The organism is Oscillospiraceae bacterium (assembly GCA_025757685.1).
Taxonomy (GTDB): domain Bacteria; phylum Bacillota; class Clostridia; order Oscillospirales; family Acutalibacteraceae; genus CAG-217.
The window spans coordinates 103,064-123,723 of sequence record CP107220.1 but is presented as its reverse complement, the minus strand read 5'-3'; the positions used below and the strand labels follow the sequence as shown (position 1 = coordinate 123,723).

General features: G+C 56.4%; 16 protein-coding genes. 11 read left to right on the top strand and 5 right to left on the bottom strand.

Features of this window, described 5'->3' with window-relative positions; translation table 11 throughout:
- Positions 1-283 precede the first annotated feature (283 nt).
- The 11 genes from OGM59_00590 to OGM59_00540 all read left to right on the top strand — a co-directional run bounded on the left by OGM59_00590 (position 284) and on the right by OGM59_00540 (position 14,893).
- Positions 284-670: a hypothetical protein gene (locus OGM59_00590; protein UYI90996.1), complete on the top strand. Its 387-nt coding sequence runs from the start codon at positions 284-286 to the stop codon at positions 668-670.
- Between the two features lie 174 nt (positions 671-844).
- Positions 845-4,168 carry a hypothetical protein gene (locus OGM59_00585; protein ID UYI90995.1) on the top strand — a complete coding sequence of 1,108 codons (3,324 nt, stop codon included), beginning with the start codon at positions 845-847 and terminating at the stop codon, positions 4,166-4,168.
- Between the two features lie 229 nt (positions 4,169-4,397).
- On the top strand, positions 4,398-5,378 hold the full coding sequence (locus OGM59_00580; GenBank protein UYI90994.1) for a rod shape-determining protein: 981 nt from the start codon (positions 4,398-4,400) through the stop codon (positions 5,376-5,378).
- Positions 5,378-6,226 carry a rod shape-determining protein MreC gene (locus tag OGM59_00575; GenBank protein UYI90993.1) on the top strand — a complete coding sequence of 283 codons (849 nt, stop codon included), beginning with the start codon at positions 5,378-5,380 and terminating at the stop codon, positions 6,224-6,226. The genes OGM59_00580 and OGM59_00575 overlap by 1 nt, the downstream gene beginning before the upstream one ends.
- A complete protein-coding gene (gene mreD, locus OGM59_00570) occupies positions 6,226-6,750 on the top strand; it encodes a rod shape-determining protein MreD (GenBank protein UYI90992.1) in 525 nt (174 codons plus the stop codon). Before OGM59_00575 ends, mreD begins: the two co-directional genes overlap by 1 nt.
- Positions 6,751-6,786: 36 nt before the next feature.
- Positions 6,787-8,802, top strand: coding sequence for a penicillin-binding transpeptidase domain-containing protein (locus OGM59_00565; protein UYI90991.1), 2,016 nt, complete (start codon positions 6,787-6,789; stop codon positions 8,800-8,802).
- A gap of 150 nt (positions 8,803-8,952) precedes the next feature.
- The gene (mgsA, locus tag OGM59_00560) at positions 8,953-9,363 is read left to right on the top strand and encodes a methylglyoxal synthase (protein ID UYI90990.1); all 411 of its coding nucleotides are present in this window, start codon (positions 8,953-8,955) and stop codon (positions 9,361-9,363) included.
- A gap of 68 nt (positions 9,364-9,431) precedes the next feature.
- Positions 9,432-10,772: a histidine--tRNA ligase gene (gene hisS / locus OGM59_00555; GenBank protein UYI91736.1), complete on the top strand. Its 1,341-nt coding sequence runs from the start codon at positions 9,432-9,434 to the stop codon at positions 10,770-10,772.
- A complete protein-coding gene (aspS, locus tag OGM59_00550) occupies positions 10,772-12,553 on the top strand; it encodes an aspartate--tRNA ligase (protein UYI90989.1) in 1,782 nt (593 codons plus the stop codon). The genes hisS and aspS overlap by 1 nt, the downstream gene beginning before the upstream one ends.
- The gene (yfbR, locus tag OGM59_00545; protein UYI90988.1) at positions 12,550-13,137 is read left to right on the top strand and encodes a 5'-deoxynucleotidase; all 588 of its coding nucleotides are present in this window, start codon (positions 12,550-12,552) and stop codon (positions 13,135-13,137) included. The genes aspS and yfbR overlap by 4 nt, the downstream gene beginning before the upstream one ends.
- 13 nt (positions 13,138-13,150) lie before the next feature.
- Positions 13,151-14,893, top strand: coding sequence for a glycosyltransferase family 39 protein (locus tag OGM59_00540; protein UYI90987.1), 1,743 nt, complete (start codon positions 13,151-13,153; stop codon positions 14,891-14,893).
- Positions 14,894-15,052: 159 nt separating this feature from the next.
- Here OGM59_00540 and OGM59_00535 read toward each other — a convergent pair whose 3' ends face one another.
- The 5 genes from OGM59_00535 to uxuA all read right to left on the bottom strand — a co-directional run bounded on the left by OGM59_00535 (position 15,053) and on the right by uxuA (position 20,521).
- On the bottom strand, positions 15,053-15,694 hold the full coding sequence (locus tag OGM59_00535; protein ID UYI90986.1) for a bifunctional 2-keto-4-hydroxyglutarate aldolase/2-keto-3-deoxy-6-phosphogluconate aldolase: 642 nt from the start codon (positions 15,692-15,694) through the stop codon (positions 15,053-15,055).
- 287 nt (positions 15,695-15,981) lie between these two features.
- Positions 15,982-17,079 (bottom strand): sugar kinase, encoded by a 1,098-nt coding sequence (locus tag OGM59_00530; GenBank protein ID UYI90985.1) that lies wholly within the window; start codon positions 17,077-17,079, stop codon positions 15,982-15,984.
- 12 nt (positions 17,080-17,091) lie between these two features.
- The gene (uxaC, locus tag OGM59_00525; GenBank protein ID UYI90984.1) at positions 17,092-18,495 is read right to left on the bottom strand and encodes a glucuronate isomerase; all 1,404 of its coding nucleotides are present in this window, start codon (positions 18,493-18,495) and stop codon (positions 17,092-17,094) included.
- A gap of 86 nt (positions 18,496-18,581) precedes the next feature.
- The gene (locus OGM59_00520; protein ID UYI90983.1) at positions 18,582-19,433 is read right to left on the bottom strand and encodes an SDR family oxidoreductase; all 852 of its coding nucleotides are present in this window, start codon (positions 19,431-19,433) and stop codon (positions 18,582-18,584) included.
- Between the two features lie 20 nt (positions 19,434-19,453).
- Complete coding sequence (uxuA, locus tag OGM59_00515) at positions 19,454-20,521, bottom strand: mannonate dehydratase (protein UYI90982.1); 1,068 nt, start codon at positions 20,519-20,521, stop codon at positions 19,454-19,456.
- Between the last annotated feature and the right edge of the window lie 139 nt (positions 20,522-20,660).

Here is a 20,660-nt window from a genome sequence, read left to right as displayed (position 1 = left end):
ACAATCGTGTATAATTACGTTACATTAACGTAATTATGAAAGGGGGAAATATGATTGTCACGGTGTCCATATCTTGAGTATATCCAAGGAACCGGAGGCTTTGCTTCTGAGTGCGAGTATGTTTGCAAACTTTGCTACCAGCACATGTATGCGACAGATACAAAAATTAAAAATACTTGCGACGCCGAATACGGCGATAGCTACAAAAACTGTGCTATCTACCAGCAAGCATAACCGCCCACAGTAACACTGGGAATAAAACTGCCAAAAGGAGTAAGCAATCATGACAGCAACAGAAAGAATTGAATTGTGGAAACACGAACTCGACTTGAAAAATTGGAAATACAACGTCCTAAAAAACGGCAACACCATTGTATACGACACTACCGACGGCGCAACTACATTCATTACCGCTTTGGCCGACTTTACAGATATTAGCGTTAGAGGCATTGGACATATCAGCGAAGATCAGTATGGTCACATGATGTTTGCCATAAATCGCTTCAATGGGCGTATACTACCCGTTCATCGCTTTTTTATCGATGATGATGACAACCTATCTTTTAGATCCGTATGCTTAGACCAGGATATTTCATTTGACTACTTAGTTCAAGTCATCTATGGTATGTATTGTTCTCCAGAAGCAATTGTAAAACATTTGGCCGGATAACTGCCCTGCAAATATTTCCACATATTCTGTAAAATTCGCTATACACAAAAGGCACCGGCAGGCTCGGTGCCTTTTTTATTGTCAACGCGAAAAGCGCATTGACTTGACAATAGAAAATATGGTATGATTCGGGTAGGAATTACGCCATTTTTTGGCGCGAAGGGGTGCAAAAAAATGAACAAGATCAAGCGGGGTTTGGCGCTGCTGCTGACCATGATTTTGCTATGCACGGCACTACCCATCAGTGCCCAGGCCAAGACCACCGGCAACAAAACGGTCAACAAGGCCAACATTGTGCTGTTCGGCTACTTTGCAGACGACACGCAGACGGCGGCAGATGCCTATTTTGACCAATACGCCGGGGAACTGGTAGGCTACATCGACGGCAGCTTTGGCCGCTCGCTGAAGAACTATCTGAGCAGCATTTCCTACGGTCAGCTGCAAATGAAAAACACCATTCCCCAGTACGACGGCACCACGGTGCACGCCCTGCAAGTACCGGTGAAGGAAAGCGACGCCCTGGTTCAAAATTTGGACACCCAAATCATAGAGAGTCTGATCCGTCAAATGCCCTCTATTGCAGACAAAGCCGTGGATCTGGACGGGGACGGCTATGTGGACAATGTGATGGTGATTCTAAAGGCCAGCCAGTCCAGCAAGGCCTCCTCCTCTGCCACACTGGTAGCCCACAAAAGCGACTACTCCGGCTCTGCCAAGATCAATAACAAGCCAGTGGTCGGCTACAATGTGTTTGGCACCGACCGACTGCGCTCCGAGGGCAGCAGTCTGCTGGCCCACGAGTACCTGCACACCTTTGGCTACCCAGACCTGTACCGCAATTCCGGTGACGACCGGCCGGTGTACAGCTGGTCCGTAATGGGCGGAGTGATCCCAGGCTCGCCCCAGTACCCCTTGGCCTACGAGCGGATGTATTTTACCCACTGGATCGACATAGATACGGTAACCCAAAACAGCACCCTAACCCTGGATGACCAGGCCAACGCTGACGGAAACCAGGCCTTTATCCTAAAATCGCCCTTAAACGACCACGAAATCTTTGTGGTAGAATACCGCAAAAAGCCCCCCATTAACTACACGGAGCAGGACTCCCTGGACTGCCGCATCGGCGGCACCGGGGTGATCGTTTACCGAGTGAACCTAAATGTGGATGGGCTGACCAACCTGCGGGGATACACAGGCATTTATGTGTTCCGGCCCCAGTCCGGCCAACCGGGCTACACCGGCAACGAGATACTGGATGTAAGCCACGCCTACCTGCCCTACAAGGATGACAGCACCGGCAAAACCCGCAGCACCATCGGCTCTGCGGATATGAGCGCCACCCTGACAGACGGGGCGCTGACCTTCAGCGACGGCAGCAACTCCGGCATTGTGCTGAAGAACATTGCCGTATCCGCAGACAAACAGCAGACCACCCTGGAAGTGGAAATTCCGCAAAAAAGCGACTATGACCTGTGGCAGGATCTGAACTATGCCGCCACCGGAAACATGACCTACGGCGTAACCATGACAGAGGTAGACGGCGCCCTGTACACCGTAGCGGCAGAGAACAAAAAGATCCGCTCCCGCAAGTATGAAAACGGTGCCTGGACGGACTTTGCGCCGGAGATCAGCGAGAGCTTTGCCAGCGAATTCCAACTGGCACGGCAGGGCAGCAACCTGTATATGGCCTTTAACGACACCAACGGTGCCGCCCGACTGATGCGCTACGACCTAACCGCCGGGGGCAGCTGGCAAGCGGTACGCACAGTGGATAACGCCGGCACCGGGGTCAGCCTGCGGGTGATCGGCGGCAAGCTGTATATGGCCTGCATCACCAACCGGCAGGTGGGCTATATGTACTACAACGACCTGCTGCTGATGCAGGTGGACGGCACCACCGCCACTGACCTTGGCACCTATGTAACCGGCACTTTTATCGGCCAGCCCAAGCTGGTGGACTACGGCGGTCCCTGCCTGCTGTATCGCTCCGGTAACAGCGTGATCACCGCACTCAAATGGAACGGCACCGCTTTTGAAAAATTCTCTGATGATACGGTAAAGGGCAACTTTTACGATGTGATCAGCAGCGGCGGCAAGCTGTACCTGTCTTTGGGCGGCTCCACCCTGCAAACCGCCATCTATGACGGTAGCAACTGGACACTCGGCCCGGACAGCGGCATCACCTGCGGCGAAACCGCATGGACCACCCTGGGCGGCGCCCTGTACCTGGTGGCCAGCCCCAACACGGAGAACGGCAACCTGCTGCTGTACCGCTACGACAACGGCACCTTTACCCAGGAGGGCGAACGCATTGACAGCCCGGTGTCTACCCTCACCGCCTGCCCGGTGAGCAATACCGTGTACCTAAGCTATGTGCGGGGCGCGGACCAAAAGATCACCTTTAAGAGCAAAACAGTGATTCCGCCCAAAGCAGAGGTGGACCGCAGTGCGCTGGAAGCGGCGTTGTCCCTGGCTGCCGCCTGCAAAGAGGCGCAGTATTCGGCCGAGAGCCTGGCTGCCCTGCAAAAGGAAGTGGACGCCTACACCCCCTACCTGACTGGCGATGTGACCCAGGCGCAGATCGACGCAGGCAGCACGGCGGTGCTTACTGCCATTTACAACCTGGCGCCGTACTTTGACCTGACCGTCACCGCCCTGAACGGCACCTGCGCCGCCACAGTAGGCGATCAAACCGGCGGCTGTGGTGGCTACAAGCCATTAAAAGGTGCCGATGTGACTCTGGTGGCACTGCCCTATGACGGCTACACCTTTGTGGGTTGGTACGACAAGATCAATCACCGCTATATGAGCCGCAACACCACCTACCACTTTACCGCCACCACCAATGCGCAGCTGCAAGCGGTATGCGTAAAGACCGGCAGCGCTACCCTGACCTTTGCCACCGAAAGCGGCTGGATCAGCACCACCGTTACCCGCACCACGGCGGAATGGGCGGCAACGGACAGTCTGGCAGATCTGCTGCCGGAGGTGCCCTATCGCTACGGCTACACCGCCACCGGCTGGGATTGTGACGAACACACCGTGCTGGAAAAGCTGCGCAGCGGCCAAAATGTGACCCTGCTGCCCACCTACACGGCGGACAGTGCATCCCTGCCTACCCCCTCCCCGGCTAAAGACGGGGTACCGGTGCTGGATCTGTACTACAAACTGGACGAAAAGAACAATGTTGGCTCCTTTGTGATGGCCGCCGGGTGGCCGGATTACCTGGATATTCAGTCCGTGGGCGTAGCGTTCTACTACAAAGACGCCGCCGACTTTGACCCCACCGACTTTACCCTGCTGCTAAACAACAAAATGCTGGCCAGCAACTTCAATACAGACAGCCTGGAGGAGACCTATGTAGTGAATATAAAGAAACTCTCCAACCGCTACAACTGGGCGGCCAGAGGGTATGTAAATTACTACGACCAAAACGGCAAGCTGCAAACCGTCTACTCCAACCAGATCAATCTGATCGCCCGAGAGCAGGTATAAAAACAAGTGAAAAACCGTCGCCCCGGTACGCCGGAGCGGCGGTCTTTTTTTGCCAAAAATGCGGCAGCACCCACCGACACCGACCCGAAAAATGACCAAGTTATGAATTTTCGATTTTTTGGCGTTTGGGTGTTGTGTTCCCTTTATATTTAATATATAATATTATCGCTGAAAGTTTATACAGCGGGCGGCGGCACTGCCCCCTGTTTTTGAAAGTGAGAGAATACATATGATTTTGTCAAGAGATATCGGTATCGACTTGGGTACTGCCACCACCATGATCTGCGACCGCAAGGGCCGCATTATTGTGCGGGAGCCCAGCGTGGTAGCCGTAGATGTAAAGACCAAGCGGGTGGTTGCCACCGGCACCCAGGCCAAGCAGATGATCGGCCGCACCCCCGGCTCCATTGTGGCCGTGCGACCGCTGAAAAACGGCGTCATCGCCGACTTTGATATGACCGCGGATATGCTGCACAGCTTTATTTTCCGCTCGGACAAGCGCTCCATGTTTTCCAAGACCCGGGTGGTCATCAGCGTGCCCTCCGGGGTCACCGAGGTAGAGCGCCGTGCGGTGGAGGACGCGGTACGCAGCGCCGGTGCGCAGGATGTGGAGCTGATCGACGAGCCCATGGCCGCAGCGCTGGGCGCCGGTCTGCCGGTATATGAGCCTACCGGCTCCATGATCGTAGACATCGGCGGCGGTACCACCGATGTGGCGGTGCTGAGCCTGGGCGGCATTGCAGCCTGCAAGAGCATTAAAGTAGGCGGCGAGGCCATGGACGAGGCCATCATCGACTATATCAAAAAGCACCACAACCTGCTTATCGGCGAGCCTATGGCGGAGGAGATTAAACTGAAGATCGGCTCTGCCGCACCCTATGACGGCGAGGGCGCTATGGAAGTGCGGGGACGCAACCTGACAGACGGCCTGCCCGGCGCCATGGAGATCACCAGCGCCCAGGTACGGGAAATCTTGACCGAGCCGGTGCAGGAGATCATCCGTGCCATTAAGGAGACCCTGGAGGTGACCCTGCCGGAACTGGCAGCGGACATTATGGACCGGGGCATTTACTTGACCGGCGGCTCCAGCACCCTGCGGGGGCTGGCGGACCTGATCGAGCAGGAAACGAAAATCAAAATTCACATTCCGGACGCCCCCACCGACTGCGTGGCTATCGGCACCTCCATCAAACTGAGAAGGGCGAGATAATGAAAGCATTTTGGAAAAGCCGCCCGGTGAAGACCGTAGGCATACTGGCAGCACTCCTGGTGCTGGGTATGCTCATTGCGGCAGCCACCGGCCACGGCGAGACCGCCCAAAGCGGCGTACTGGGTACCGTCTTTGCCCCCGCCCACTGGGCTGCGGAGAAGATCAGCGACGGGCTGGCCACCCTCTCCGGCAACGCCAAGGGCAATACCGAATACGAAAAGAAAATTGACGAGCTGCAACGCCAACTGGGCGAAATGCAGGAGCAGCTGGCGGATTATAAAAATATCAAGAGCCAAAATGAGGAGTACAAAGAGGCACTGGAGCTGAAAAACGAGAACAGCGGTTTTCAGTATGTGGCTGCCGATGTGGTAGGCCGGGACAGCGCAGATCCGTATCTCAGCTTTACCATCAGCAAAGGCGCCGTCAACGGAGTCAAGGAGAACGATGCGGTACTTTACGGCCGCTATCTGATCGGCATTGTGAAGAAAGCCTATCCCACATACAGCATCGTTACCACGGTGCTGGACCCGGACTTTTCCGTCTCTGCCTACGACATCAACTCCGGCGAGGTCAGCTATGTAACCGGCGACGCCAAGCTGGCGGCGGACGGCTGCTGCAAGTTTGAGAACCTGAGCACCTCTACGGACATTACCTACGGCTCCATCATTGCCAGCGCAGGCATCAGCTCTAAACTGCCCAAGGGCCTGATCATTGGCACGGTGGAGGAGGTGGCGGACGAGACCACCAACATCAGCACCTACGCCATTGTCAAGCCCGGCACGGATATTGCCAATATTACCGACTGCCTGGTGCTCACCGGCTTTACCCCCGCTAAGGGAGGCAAGTAATGGAACTGACAACACATCAAAAGACGGTGAAATACACGGCCTACTGTTTGATAATCGCCGTCGCCGGCCTGTTGCAGAATACCCCCGGCCTGTTTTGGCAAATCGGCAGCGCCCGCTGCTTTTTGCTGCTGCCGGTGACCCTGTTGCTGGTCATGGGCGAGCGGGAGCTGCCCGCCGCACTGCTGGGACTGTTTGCCGGGTGCGTGTGGGACCTGCACGCGGCCAAATCCGCCGGGTTCAACGCCCTGTTTTTTATGCTGCTGTGCTTTGGCGTGTCCGCAGTGATGGAGCGCTATATTCGCAGCACCTTTGTAACCCACATGCTGTTTGCTCTGCCGGCGCCCTTCCTGTACGGTCTGCTGTACTGGCTGTGCTTTATTCTCATTAAGGGCGTGGACGGCGGCACAAACACCCTGTTCACCTTTTACCTACCCTGTGCCCTGTACACAGCGGTCGCTGCCCCCATTCTTTGGTTTCTGCTGCGACCCCTGCGCCAGCGGCTGAACCGCAAGGCCCTGCAATAATGGGCATCCTATAAAAAAACGAAAGGAGAAAAGCCGATGCAAAGTCGATACAAAAGCACCCGTTCGGTCATTGCCCTGCTGCTGGTGGCAGTGATGATCATCGGCTTCTCCGCCACGCTATATAAAATCCAAGTTCGGGATCACGAATACTACGCCGCCCAAAACAATACGGTCAAGACCTACAAGGTCGCCATTGAGGCCGCCCGAGGCGAGATCGTAGACCGCAACGGCAACGCCCTGGTCACCAACCGGGAGACCAACTCCATTATTCTGGACGCTGCCTACTTCCCTGCCGCTACGGAAAACGACAAGCGCAACGCCATTTTGCAAAATCTCATTGCGCTGTTTCAGAAAAACGGTGAGGAATACACCCAAAATCTGCCCTTAAAGCTGAAAAGCGGCAAAATCGTCTTTTCCGGTAAAAAAACGGACATTGCCACTATGAAAAGTGCGGATATGTTCAACCTGCAACCCTACGCCACAGCACAAAACTGCTATGACGCTATGGTGGAGAAGTACGGTCTGGAGCAATACGACACCAAGACCGCCCTGCAAATCGGCAACCTGCGCTACGAGCTGACCCGGCTGCAATTCTCCATCAGCACCCCGGTAGTGATCGCCGACCAGGTGAGCAGCGAGACGGTAGCCGCCATTAAAGAGGACAAGGACCGTTACCTGGGTGCCGATGTACAGGTGGTGACCCACCGGGAATATACGGACTCCACCCTGGCGCCCCACATTCTGGGCACCGTACGCAAGATCAACGCAGAGGAGTACACCCAGCTGAAAGGCAAAGGCTACGGCATTCACGACCAGATCGGCGAAAGCGGGATTGAAAGCGCCATGGAGAGTGCTCTGCGGGGCACCCCCGGCGAAAAGACCATTACCGTAGACAAGGACGGCCATGTAACCGAGGAGATCACCAAAGCCCCGGTACAGGGCAACACGGTGGTGCTGACCATTGACCGTGACCTGCAAGCCCTGGCCCAAAAAGAGCTGAAAAAGGTCTGCGACAAAACGGATCTTTACAATTCTGCCGGCGCCGTGGTGGTGCAGGATGTAAACACCGGCGCGGTACTGGCATCCGCCAGTTATCCCACCTTCGACCTGGCGGATTACTATGACAAATATGAGCAGCTGGCCACCAATCGGCGGCGGCCCTTGTGGAGCCGCTTTGCCCTGGGTACCTACGCCCCCGGCTCTACCTTTAAGCCCATGATGGCAGTGGCCTCCCTGGAGGAGGGCGCCATCACCCGCAGCACCATCTTCAACTGCGGCGGTCTGTTTCGCTATTATGACCAGACCTTCCAGTGCCTGAACAAAAACGCCCACGGCGGCGAGAATGTGGAGACCGCCCTGCGCGACAGCTGTAACATCTTCTTTTACAACTGTGCCAAGCGCCTGGGCATTACCAAGATGAACGAGTACGCCAGTGCCTTTGGCCTGGGACAAAAGACCGGCGTGGAGATCGCCGAGTCTGCCGGTACTCTGGCCGGGCCGGAGGAGCGTGAAGCTGCCGGCGGCGTGTGGCAAAGCGGTGATACCATTCAGGCAGGTATCGGCCAGTCTGACAACCTGTTTACCCCCTTACAGTTGAGTAACTACTGCGCCACTGTGGCCAACGGCGGCACCCGCTACCAGCTGCACCTGGTGCAGAGCCTGATTGACAACAGCAGCGGCACTGTCACCGAGACTCAGCCCAAGATAGAGGAGAGCCTGGATCTGCACAAATCCACCCTTACTGCCGTTAAGAGCGGTATGCGCCTGGTGGCAACGCAAGGTGCACCCTCGCTAATCTTCAACCAGCTGCGCACCGAAGTGGCCGCCAAAACCGGTACATCGCAGGTGTTCGTCAATGGTGTGAAGAAGAACAACGGCTTTCTGATCACCTTTGCCCCCTATGACAATCCGGAGATCTCCGTGGCCTCCGTGGTAGAGCTGGCAGGCAGCGGTACTTCCACCGCAGAGATCACCTCTTCCATCATCAAATACTGGTATCAGAACAATACGGACGAAAAAACCAATCAAAAAACCGGTGCCCTGCTGAACTGACCTGTATTTTTTGTTGAATAAAGCGCCAAAATATGGTATGATGAACCGTAAAACAAAAAAACAACCGCCGTTTATCATAGAAACGGCTGAACCTACAGCGCCCCGGCGCACCTAACCACCTGACCACCCTGAGAGAAACGGAGGAGCATTATGAATATTGCACTGATTGCACATGACGCCAAAAAAGAACTGCTGGTGCAGTTTTGCATTGCCTACTGTGGCATTATCAGCCGCCACGAGGTGTGTGCCACCGGCACCACCGGCAAACTGGTGGCAGAGGCTACCGGTCTAAAGATCAACTGCTTTTTAGGCGGCAGCCAGGGCGGCGGCCAGCAGATCGCCAGCCGTATTGCCTGCAACGAGATTGACCTGCTGATCTTCTTTAGAGATCCGCTGACCGCCAAACCCCATGAACCCAACGACAACGACCTGCTGCGTCTGTGTGATGTGCACAACATTCCCTTTGCCACCAACATTGCCACGGCAGAGGCGCTGATCCGCGGCGTGGAGCGGGGCGACTTTGAATGGCGAGAGATCGTCAACCCCAAATACAATCACTAAAAACGCAACGGGTGAGCCAGCTCACCCGATTTTGCTGGTATTACACGAACGGAGAAAGAACTATGGCACTGATTACCAAAGCGATTAAGGGCACCAAGGACGTGCTGCCCCAGGACGCCTACAAAATCCAGTATATTGAAGCCACGGCTCGAGAAACGGCCGCCGACTTTGGATACAAAGAGATCCGTACCCCTGTATTTGAGCACACGGAGCTGTTCCAGCGAGGCGTGGGTGACACCACCGATGTGGTGCAAAAAGAGATGTACACCTTTGACGACAAGGGCGGCCGCTCCATTACCCTGCGCCCGGAGGGCACTGCCGGTGCTGCCCGGGCATTCCTGGAGAACGGGCTGTGCAACGAGGCTCTGCCCCAAAAGGTCTATTATCTGGTCAGCTGCTACCGGTACGAGAAGCCTCAGGCCGGTCGCCTGCGGGAGTTCCACCAATTCGGTGTGGAGTGCTTCGGCACCCAATCCCCCCTGGCAGACGCTGAACTAATCGCCTTGGCTTCCGTGGTCTTTGACCGGCTGGGGGTCACCGGACTGCGATTGGAGATCAACTCCATTGGCTGCCCCACTTGCCGTGCCAAGTATTATGACGCCCTGCGCAGCTACTTTGCTGCCCGCAAAGACGAACTGTGCGACACCTGCCGGGGCCGCTTGGAGCGCAACCCCATGCGCATTTTGGACTGCAAAAGCCCGGTATGTCAGGAGATCGCCAAGGACGCTCCGGCAGTGACCGACTATCTGTGCGACGAGTGCCGGGAACACTTTGATAAAGTACAGTCTTACTTAAAAGCGCAAAATATCGACTACATCGTAAACTCCCGCATTGTCCGCGGGCTGGACTATTACACCAAGACAGTATTTGAATTCGTGTCCGACTCCATTGGTGCCCAGGGCACCGTGTGCGGCGGCGGGCGCTACGACGGCCTGATTGACGAACTGGGCGGCCAAAAGACCCCGTCCCTGGGCTTCGCCCTTGGACTGGAGCGGCTGCATCTGCTGATGGAGGCACAGGGCTGCGCTTACCCGGAGCCGGAAAAAGCAGACCTGTTTATCATCGCCCTGGGCGACAAGGCCACCGGCAAGGCGCTGGAGCTGGCCGGGGATATGCGCGGCGAGGGCTTTGCAGTGCTGATGGATCTGAACCAGCGCTCCCTGCGTGCCCAAATGAAATATGCCAACAAGCTGGGCGCCCGCTACACCGTGGTGCTGGGCGACAACGAAGTGGATACCGACCGGGTACAGCTGAAAGCTATGGACACCGGAGAGGAAACGGAAATAGCGCTTTCTACCTTTGTCAACGGATTTTACAGTGTCAGCATGCAGGCGCAGCTGGCGGATCTGGAGATCAACGGCGAAGCCTTTGACTTTACAAGCCTTTTTCAAACAGGAGAAACGGAATAATGGATACTTTAACGGGAATGAAACGAACAGACTACTGCGGCAACTTCACCACCGAGCAGATCGGGCAGGAAGTGACCGTTTATGGCTGGGCACAGCGCCAGCGGGACCTGGGCAACCTGATCTTTATTGACCTGCGGGACCGCACCGGTATTTTGCAGCTGAGCTTTAACGACGCCACCGATCGAGAGATTTTTGCCAAGGCGCAGAGCGTACGCAGCGAGTATGTGCTGGCTGCCACCGGCACCCTGCAAAAGCGAGAGAGCGTCAACAAAGAGTTGAAAACCGGCGAGATTGAGCTGGCGGTCACAGACCTGCGCGTGCTTTCCAAGGCGCAGACCCCGCCCTTTGAAATCGCCAACGCAGATAAAGTAGGCGACGAGACCACGCTGAAATACCGCTACCTGCACCTGCGCAACGAGCGGCTCACCCAGAACCTGCTCATGCGCCACAAAATCGCCAAGATTGCCCGGGAATACTTCTACGGCCACGATTTTGTAGAGATCGAGACCCCCATGCTGATCAAATCCACCCCGGAGGGCGCCCGGGACTATGTGGTGCCGTCCCGGGTACACAAGGGCAAGTTCTATGCCCTGCCCCAAAGCCCCCAGATCTACAAACAGCTGTGCATGATCGCCGGGCTGGACCGTTACATTCAGCTGGCCCGCTGCTTTAGAGATGAGGACCTGCGCGCCGACCGGCAGCCGGAGTTTACCCAAATCGACTTGGAAATGAGCTTTGTGGACTGCGAGGACATTATGCAGATGGCCGAAGGCTTTATTCAGACCCTGATGGCACAGACCGTAGGCGTGGACATTGCCGCTCCCCTGCCTCGCATGACCTATGCGGACGCCATGGCTCGCTACGGCTCCGATAAACCGGACACCCGATTCGATATGTGCATTGAGGACATCACCGACTGGGCCAAAGGGACGGACTTTGTGGTGTTCCAAAACGCCATTGCCGCCGGCGGAACCGTGCGTTGCATTGTAGCAAAGAACGCCGCCGCTGCCTATACCCGTAAGAAAATTGACAAATTAACAGAGCACGCCCGTGGGATCGGCGCCGGTGGCCTGGCCTATGTGCGCTGGGCAGACGAGACCCCCACCTGCTCCTTTAACAAATTCTTAAAAGCGGGCCAGCTGGACGCTCTGCTCACCCGCCTGGGGGCAGAAAAAGGCGACTGCGTCTTTATCATCTCTGACAAAACCTCCAAGGCACTGCCTATTCTGGGCGCTCTGCGCCTGATGGTGGCCAAGGAGCTGGACATCATTCCCAAGGGCAAATGGAACTTCCTGTGGATCACGGAAATGCCCTTCTTTGAACAGGACGAGGAAACCGGCGAATGGATCGCCATGCACCACCCCTTCACCATGCCTATGGAGGAGTGCCTGCCGTACCTGGATACGGACAAGGCTCGGGTGCGTGCCAAGGCCTTTGACCTGGTTCTCAACGGCATTGAGCTGTCCTCCGGCTCCATGCGTATCACCGACTGCCAGCTGCAAAACAAAATGTTTGAACTTCTGGGGCTGAGCAAGGAGGAGATCGACGCCAAATTCGGCTTCCTGGTAGAGGCCTATCAATACGCCGCACCGCCCCACGGCGGTATGGGCATTGGGCTGGATCGACTGGCTATGCTCATCTGCGGTGCAGACTCCCTGCGGGATGTGACCGCATTCCCCAAGGTGCAGAACGCCAGCGAGCTGATGAGCGGCTGCCCGGCAGAGATCGACGCCGTACAGTTGGAGGAGCTGGGTATGCCCCTGCCGGAGGCGGACGCATGAGCAGCAACTTCTTTGCCATGGTGGAGCGCATGAAGCTGATTGACCGTTGGGCACTGATGAACAATACCGGCAAGGAAAACATTGCCGAGCACTCTCACACCGTAGCGGTGATTGCCCATGCGCTGGCGCTGATCGGCAACAAGAAATTCGGCCGCAGCTACAACGCGGAGCGGTGCGCACTGCTGGCGCTGTACCACGACACCACCGAGGTGATCACCGGCGATATGCCTACCCCGGTAAAATATTATAACGACACCATTCGCCGTGCCTATAAAGAGATTGAGGCCACGGCGGGGGATCGTCTGCTGGCCATGCTGCCGGAGGAATTCCGACCGGATTACGACCCTTGCTTTCACCCCGACCCGGCGGACAAAGAACTGTGGCAGCTGGTGAAGGCGGCGGACAAAATCAGCGCACTGATCAAGTGCATTGAGGAGGACCGTATGGGCAACCGGGAGTTTGAGATGGCTCTGCGTGCCCAGGAGGCCAAGGTGGAGGCCATTGACCTGCCGGAGGTGGCCTACTTCCGGAAAGAATTCATGCCCGCCTACTACCTGACTCTGGACGAACACACCAAATCCTAAGGAACGAACGCTTATGCAAACCGCTTCTTCTGCCTCCCGCAAGGGGGCGTTGACCCGCGCACTGTCTGCGCCCGGCACAGCCAATGGGCTGATCCTGCTGGGCGCCGTGTTGCAGGTCCTCTTTTTTATACTTTACCTGATCAACGGCGATGTGCATGTGGACGAGGCTATGCTGGTACTCAACGCCCGCAGTTTGGCGCGGGAGGGCACAGACATTTTCGGCCAGCGTATGCCGGTGTATTTTGACACCTGGCTGTACGGCGGCCAGTCTTCCCTGGCCACCTACCTGGCAGCGGCGTTTATCCGCCTGTTTGGCAACCAAATTTGGATTGCTCGGCTGCCCTTGGCGCTGACCGCCTTTGCCAGTCTGTTCGCCCTAAAAGGGCTGGTGCGCCTGCTGTTTCCCGGGCAGTACACGGTACAAAATACCGTTCTTCTGCTGACAGCGATCGAGCCGTGGCGGCTGTATCAATCCGCCTGGACCCTGGACTGCGCCTACCTGCCCTTTGTGCTGCTGTTTGCCCTGTACTTTTTGGTGCACGCGGTGGAAAAGCCTAAGGCACGGCTGCTGTTTTACACCCTATCCATGGCCTGCTTCGCCCTTGGACTGTACGCCTATATGGCGGCAGCCATTCTGATCCCGATGCTGCTGGTAATCCTGTATCTATCTCTGCTGATCAAAAAGAAAATGAAATTCCGTTACGCCCTGTGGTCCGTAGCCGTATTGGCTGTGTGTGCTCTGCCGTTTCTGCTCTTAGGACTGGTGCAGGCGGGTCTGCTGAAGGACTGCAACTTCCTGGGGTTGTCCATCACGGCTATGGACAGCTACGCCAGGGGCAACAGCACCACCATCTTTGGCTCTGCCGGGTCTGCCGGTGCTGTCTTTCAGCGAGCATTCTCCAACCTGGGCGGCGTGCTTTATAATATTTTGGTGCCGGATTTAATGCTGCTCCAAAGCGCCCGCTATCCCACCCTCAGCGGCAATGTAAGCAACTATCCCTTTGGCCACACAGTGGCGGGGCTGCTGGCACTGGCGGGTCTGCTGCTGTTTTTGTGGCCCAAGAAGCACCGCAAGACCGATACGGACTTTGCCAAAGCCACCACCGCCCGTGTGGTGATCGGCAGCTTTTTAGGCGCCTTTTTGGTGTACGCCATTGTGGTCAGCTACGCCTCCAACGCCATGTACCGCTACGCAGCCTTTTATCCGCTGCTGCATATTTTGGCCGCCTTTGGGGTGTGCTGGCTGCTGGAGAGCTTTTCCTCCCCGGCGGTGCCCCGCCTGCTGGCCGGGCTGGCCGTCGTGTCCCTGGCACTCACCGGCTTTGCCTTTGGCAACTTTGCCACCCACAACAGTGCCCTGTACGGCAAAAGCTTTGAACAGGCGCTGACCGCCGCCAGAGACAGCGGCAGCAGCGAAATTCTGCTGGTAGACAGCCAGGACCCGTACTTTAGAGAGCGAGAGAGCGTGTTCCTGCGCTTTTATGCGGACGACAAAATCAACCAAATGACCCCACTGGAGCCGGAGCTGCGCGCCCGTGGCGGGCTGAGTGCCGGTAACCCGGATGTGGCGCCCCGCCTGCGCCCGGTAACCAAGGACGGCAGCTGGCGCTATGTGCAGGTGGAGGAAAATCGCGACTTAACCGGCGACTGCTACATTTTCTTTGGCACCGTGCCCCAGCTGGATAAAACCCGACAGCAAGAATACGCCGTAAAAAATTATAACGACTTCTGTGTGACCCTGGTGCGGAAGAAGTAAAGTTTCCTCCTTGCGGCGAACGAATAACAGTGCAATCCCTCCGTCAATGCCTACGGCATTGCCACCTCCCTTTGCAAGGGAGGCAAATCGGTTATAAAAAAGCCCCCGACTGTGTACGAAATCTGTACCCAGTCGGGGGTATTTTCTGTTTGTTATCGCTTACGCTCTGGCTTTTTTGATGTTCTCAATAAACTTCTTGCCGGTCTCGGTGATCTTGGCATAATCCCCGGTCTTGGCACCGGCGGTCAGGGAAGAACCGGCACCAACAGCAATGGCGCCTGCCTTAATCCAATCGCCTACATTGTCCACATCCACGCCGCCGGAGGGCATGCACTGGGCATAGGGCACCGGGCCGCGCAGGGACTTAATGAACTTGGGACCAAGCACATCGCCGGGGAACACCTTCAGCACGCTGGCACCGCAGCGCATAGCGGCAATGGCCTCGGTGGCCGTGCCCACACCTGCCATAGCCGGCACATCATAAATGTTGCACACAGCGATGATCTCCGGGTCAAAGTGGGGCGACACAATATACTGGGCGCCGTTGAGAATGGCGATCCGGGCAGTGGCCGGGTCCAGCACCGTACCGGCGCCGATGGTCACATCCGTACCCTCGTATTTTTTCACCATCTGGGAAATCAGCTGGTCCGCATTGGGCACGGTGAAGCACAGCTCCACGGTGGTCACGCCACCGGCCACGCAAGCGTCTGTAATCTTGGCAGCCTGCTCCACAGACTCCGCACGGATCACAGCCACGATCCCAACATCTTTAATTTTGTTCAAAACTGCTTCTTTAGACATACAATACCTCCAAAGCCCTCTGCGGGGCTTATTTTTTCAATTTTATACGCTAACCCTTTCGGCGGCATCCCGCAAAGCGCGTTGCACGCCGGTATGTTATCTTTGCTTATCTCTGCACTCTGGCGCCTGCGCCATGGACTACGGACGGTCACGCTGCTGTTAAGGTCAGACAATACACCCACTCAGTTGCGCAAGGCTCCCCCGGAGCCTTGCTACCAAATCTGCACGGCAGATTTGGACACTCGTGCATCCCTCAAAGCGCGTTGCACGCCGGTGGTTATCTTTACTTATCTCTGCACTCTGGCGCCTGCACCATGAACTTTCGCTTCTACCTCTTTGAGGGATGCCATGCTGGTATCCCCGGGGGTGGTCATAGCCAATGCGCCGTGAACCACGCCATAGTTCACCGCCTGCTGGGCGTCGCCAAAGGTCATCAAACCGTAGATCAAGCCGGAGGCAAAGCTATCGCCGCCGCCAACGCGATCCAGAATTTCCAATCCCGGGAACTCCATGGACTTGTAGATCTGGCCGTCTGCCCAGCAAATGGCTTTCCAATCATTGACGGTGGCGGTCTTTACAGTACGCAGAGTGGTGGCGATCACCTTAAAGTTGGGGTACGCCTTGGTGGCAGCCTCGATCATCTTGTAATAGCCGTCCATATTCAGGCTCTTCAAGTCCTTGTCGTTGCCCTCAACCTCCAAACCAAGGCAAGCGGTAAAGTCCTCTTCATTGCCGATCATTACATCAATATACTTGGCGATCTCCTTGTTCACTTCCTGGGCCTTTTCCTGGCCGCCGATGCCCTTCCACAGAGAGGCACGGTAATTCAAGTCGTAAGACACCACGGTGCCGTACTTCTTGGCAGCCTTTACTGCCTCCAGCACCACGGCAGCGGAATTCTCCGACAAAGCGGCGTAAATCCCGCCGGTGTGCAGCCAGCGCACACCCAGGGTGCCAAAGATATAATCCCAATCCACATCGCCGGGCTTCAGCTGAGAAATGGCGGTGTTGCCCCGGTCAGAGGTGCTGACAGCGCCGCGAATACCGTAGCCCCGCTCCACAAAGTTCAGTCCGTTGCGCACACTGCGGCCAATGCCGTCAAAGGGCACCCAGCGGATCAGGGAGGTATCTACCCCGCCCTGGAGGATCAGATCCTCCAACAGGTAACCCACCTCATTCTCTGCAAAAGCAGTGACCACGCCGGTGCGCATTCCAAAGCAGCGGCGCAGCCCGCGGGCCACATTATACTCGCCGCCGCCCTCCCAGGCACGGAAGGTGCGGGAAGTCTTGATCCGTCCCTCGCCCGGGTCCAGGCGCAGCATGATCTCGCCCAACGAAATCTCGTCGAACTTACATTCTTCCTTGGGTCTTAATTTCAAATCCATTTTTATCTCTCCTTATGCAAAATCAAAATAGGCAATGGCGTTATTGTAGCTAATGCCCTGTACGATCTCTTTCAGCACCGCGTCGTCATTGGCGTACCAGCCTTGCTCCACCCAGCGACCGATCAGGGCGCAAAGAATGCGGCGGAAGTAGGCGTGGCGACCGTAGGAGGTAAAGGAGCGAGAGTCCGTCTCCATGCCCACAAACTTGCCCAGCACGCCCAGGTTACCCAGACTCTTTAGCTGGGCGGTCATACCATCCATGGTGTCCAGGAACCACCAAGCCGGTCCATACTGAATTTTAGACGCAGCCTCCGTGGACTGGAAGTTACCCAGCATGGTCGCCAGCACCGTGTTGTCCTTGTCGTTCAGGTTGAACAGGATGGTCTTGGGCAGGCTGTCCGTGCTGTCCATAGCGTCCAGCAGGCGAGACAGGGGCCGTGCCACCCGACCGTCATCTACTGAATCAAAACCGGTGTCCGGCCCCAGGGCGCGGAACATTCGGCTGTTGTTGTTGCGCATGGCACCAATGTGCACTTCCATCGTCCAGTGCAGCTCATGGTACAGCTTGCCCAGTGCCAGCAGCACCGGGGTTTTATAGATCTGCGCCTCCTGCTCCGTCACCGGCACCCCGGCCAGTGCCTTGGCAAAGACAGCCTGCACCTGTTCCGGTGCAGCGGGGGCGTAGGGCGGCACATCAAAGGCCTGATCAGACACCCGGCAGCCCACAGAATGGAAGTATTCTGCCCGACTGCGCAGGGCGGCGATCACATCGTCCACCGTATGAATTTCCATACCCGCAGCGGCAGCCAAAGTGTCCATATAGTCCGCAAAGTCCGGTGCCTGAATATTCAGTGCCTTATCCGGGCGGAAGGTGGGCAGCACCTTGCAGTCAAAGTCCGGCAGGGCGGCGATCTTCTTGTGATACGCCAGGTCGTCCGCCGGGTCGTCCGTGGTGCACAGCACTTTGACCTTGCTCTTTTCAATCAGTGTGCGGGGGCGAAAATCCCCGGCAGCGATAACCCCATTGGCGCGGTCGTAAATGTCATCTGCCGTGGCGGCAGACAAAGGGGTATCAATGCCGAAATACATCTGCAATTCTATATGCGCCCAGTGATACAGCGGGTTGCCGATGGCGTATTGCAAAGTGTAGGCAAATTTTTGGAACTTCTCTCTGGGGCTGGCGTCGCCGGTGCAGTACCGCTCGTCCACACCGCAGGAGCGCATGGCCCGCCACTTATAATGATCGCCGGACAGCCACAGGGCGGAAATGTCCGTAGGCTGGGCGTTCTCATAGATCTCCTTGGGACTTAAGTGGCAGTGATAGTCACAAATGGGCAGCGCCTCACAGTAGTCGTGGTACAGGTGCCGGGCCGTTGGGGTATCCAGCAAAAAGTCCTTGTCCATAAAAGGCTTCATCTTAACACTCTTTTCTATACAAATAGTCTGCGCAAAAGGGGTGCACACACCCAAAAAATCCCCGAATACTCGGGGACTTTTTTCAATCACACACCGGAATAGGCGTTAAAGCCACCGTCCACCGGAATGTTCACGCCGGTAATAAAGCCGCTGTACGCCTCATCGCAAAGGAACAGCAGCGTGCCGGCCAGCTCCTCCGGCTCGCCAAAGCGATCCATCGGCGTAGCAGCCAAAATCTTGCCGGTGCGGGCAGTGGGGGTGCCGTCCGGGTTCCACAGCAGGGTCGCATTCTGCTTGGTGGAGAAAAAGCCCGGGGCAATGGCGTTGACACGAATACCCATATCCGCAAAGTGCACGGCCATCCACTCGGTAAAGTTCTTTACCGCAGCCTTAGCAGCGCTGTACGCCGGAATTTTGGTCAGCGGACGAAACGCATTCATAGAGGTAACCATCACAATGCAGCCCTTGCCCTTCTCTGCCATATCCTTGGCAAAGATCTGCGTGGGGATCAGGGTGCCTAAAAAGTTCAAATTAAATACAAAGCTGATGCCCTGGGGATCCAGATCGAAGAAGGTCTTAACCTCCGGATCCTGCTGAGCCAGATCAATCTTTTCCAAAGTCTCCTTGGTGGTGGTACCCTTGGGGTTGTTGCCGCCGGCACCGTTTAACAGAATGTCACAGGTGCCCAGCTTCTCGGCAATCACATCCCGCGCGGCGCGCATTGACGCCGGCTCCAACACATTGCAGCCCACGGCAATCGCCTGTCCGCCGTTGGCGTTGATCTCGTCGGCCACTGCCTGGGCAGCCGCTTCGTTCAGATCCAACACAGCCACCTTGCAGCCCTGCGCCGCCAAGGTTTTGGCAAAGCCGCCGCACAGCACGCCGCCGCCACCGGTGACCACGGCCACGCGGCCCTTTAAGTTCTCGTGATTAAACATGGTTTCTACTTCCTCTCTATTTACGCCCTGCGGGATTTTTCTACCGCTTCCCACAAGCCGTTCAGGTAAGACACACCCAGTGCCCGGTCAAACAGACCATAGCCGGGTCGGGCGACTTCGCCCCAGATCATACGCCCATGGTCCGGGCGCACATAGCCGTCAAAACCCTCCTCTTGCAGGGCCTTTACAATCTCATACATATCCAAAGAGCCGTAGGCGCTCTCATGTGCCGTCTCGTTAAACCAGCGGTCATTGATCGCCACATTGCGCAGGTGGGCAAAGTAAATGCGATCCCCGGCAGCGTGGATGATCTCCACCATATCGTTCTTGGGACTGGCGCCCAGAGAACCGGTGCACAGGGTCAAGCCGTTATACTTGCTGGGCACCATGGTCAGCAGCCGCTCTACCGCCGCCTTGTCCGTAATAATTCTTGGCAGGCCAAAGATGCCCCATGGCGGATCGTCCGGGTGAATGGCCATCTTTACATCGCATGCCTCACAAACGGGCATAATCGCCTCTAAGAAATACTTTAAGTTGGCCCACAGATCCTCGGCGGTCACATCTTTATACTTTGCGAACAGCTCTTTGATCTCGCCCATGCGCTCCGGCTCCCAGCCGGGCATGGCGTAACCGTTAGAGTTGTCGTCGATCTCACGGAACATATCCTCCGGGGACTTGCCCTCCACCTGCTTGCCGTCATAGCTCAGGCAGGTAGAACCGTCCGGCAGGGGCATATACAGGTCCGTGCGGGTCCAGTCAAACACCGGCATAAAGTTGTAACAGATCACCTTGACCCCAACCTTGGACAGATTGCGAATCGAGGTTTTGTAATTCTCAATATACTGATCCCGGCTGGGCAGTCCGATCTTAATATCCTCGTGCACATTGACGCTCTCAATGCACTCCATGGTCAGCCCGGCAGCAGTGATCTCGTCATACATGGCCTGTACTCGGTCCATGGTCCACGGCGCACCGGCGGGCAGGTCGTGCAAGGCAGGCACCACTCCGGTCACGCCGGGGATCTGACGGATCTGCTCCAGAGAGACCGTGTCCTTTTCCTTGCCAAACCAACGGAATGTCATCTGCATAGCATCGCCTCCTGTTTCATAGATTTTTGCGCTTTTATTCTATCACAAGGGTGGCGCGCTTGCAAGTATCCGCTGCGTAATTTGGCAAATTTCCAAAAATGAAAAATAACGGCCAAATCGGCAAGTTTTTCCGCCGGTT

Coding starts and splice junctions, on each gene's coding strand:
- OGM59_00540 (UYI90987.1), top strand. CDS start 13,151: ATGCAAACCGCTTCTTCTGCCTCCCGCAAGGGGGCGTTGACCCGCGCA.
- aspS (UYI90989.1), top strand. CDS start 10,772: ATGGATACTTTAACGGGAATGAAACGAACAGACTACTGCGGCAACTTC.
- OGM59_00520 (UYI90983.1), bottom strand. CDS start 19,433: ATGTTTAATCACGAGAACTTAAAGGGCCGCGTGGCCGTGGTCACCGGT.
- uxuA (UYI90982.1), bottom strand. CDS start 20,521: ATGCAGATGACATTCCGTTGGTTTGGCAAGGAAAAGGACACGGTCTCT.
- OGM59_00590 (UYI90996.1), top strand. CDS start 284: ATGACAGCAACAGAAAGAATTGAATTGTGGAAACACGAACTCGACTTG.
- OGM59_00585 (UYI90995.1), top strand. CDS start 845: ATGAACAAGATCAAGCGGGGTTTGGCGCTGCTGCTGACCATGATTTTG.
- OGM59_00575 (UYI90993.1), top strand. CDS start 5,378: ATGAAAGCATTTTGGAAAAGCCGCCCGGTGAAGACCGTAGGCATACTG.
- OGM59_00530 (UYI90985.1), bottom strand. CDS start 17,079: ATGGATTTGAAATTAAGACCCAAGGAAGAATGTAAGTTCGACGAGATT.
- uxaC (UYI90984.1), bottom strand. CDS start 18,495: ATGAAGCCTTTTATGGACAAGGACTTTTTGCTGGATACCCCAACGGCC.
- mreD (UYI90992.1), top strand. CDS start 6,226: ATGGAACTGACAACACATCAAAAGACGGTGAAATACACGGCCTACTGT.
- yfbR (UYI90988.1), top strand. CDS start 12,550: ATGAGCAGCAACTTCTTTGCCATGGTGGAGCGCATGAAGCTGATTGAC.
- OGM59_00565 (UYI90991.1), top strand. CDS start 6,787: ATGCAAAGTCGATACAAAAGCACCCGTTCGGTCATTGCCCTGCTGCTG.
- OGM59_00580 (UYI90994.1), top strand. CDS start 4,398: ATGATTTTGTCAAGAGATATCGGTATCGACTTGGGTACTGCCACCACC.
- mgsA (UYI90990.1), top strand. CDS start 8,953: ATGAATATTGCACTGATTGCACATGACGCCAAAAAAGAACTGCTGGTG.
- OGM59_00535 (UYI90986.1), bottom strand. CDS start 15,694: ATGTCTAAAGAAGCAGTTTTGAACAAAATTAAAGATGTTGGGATCGTG.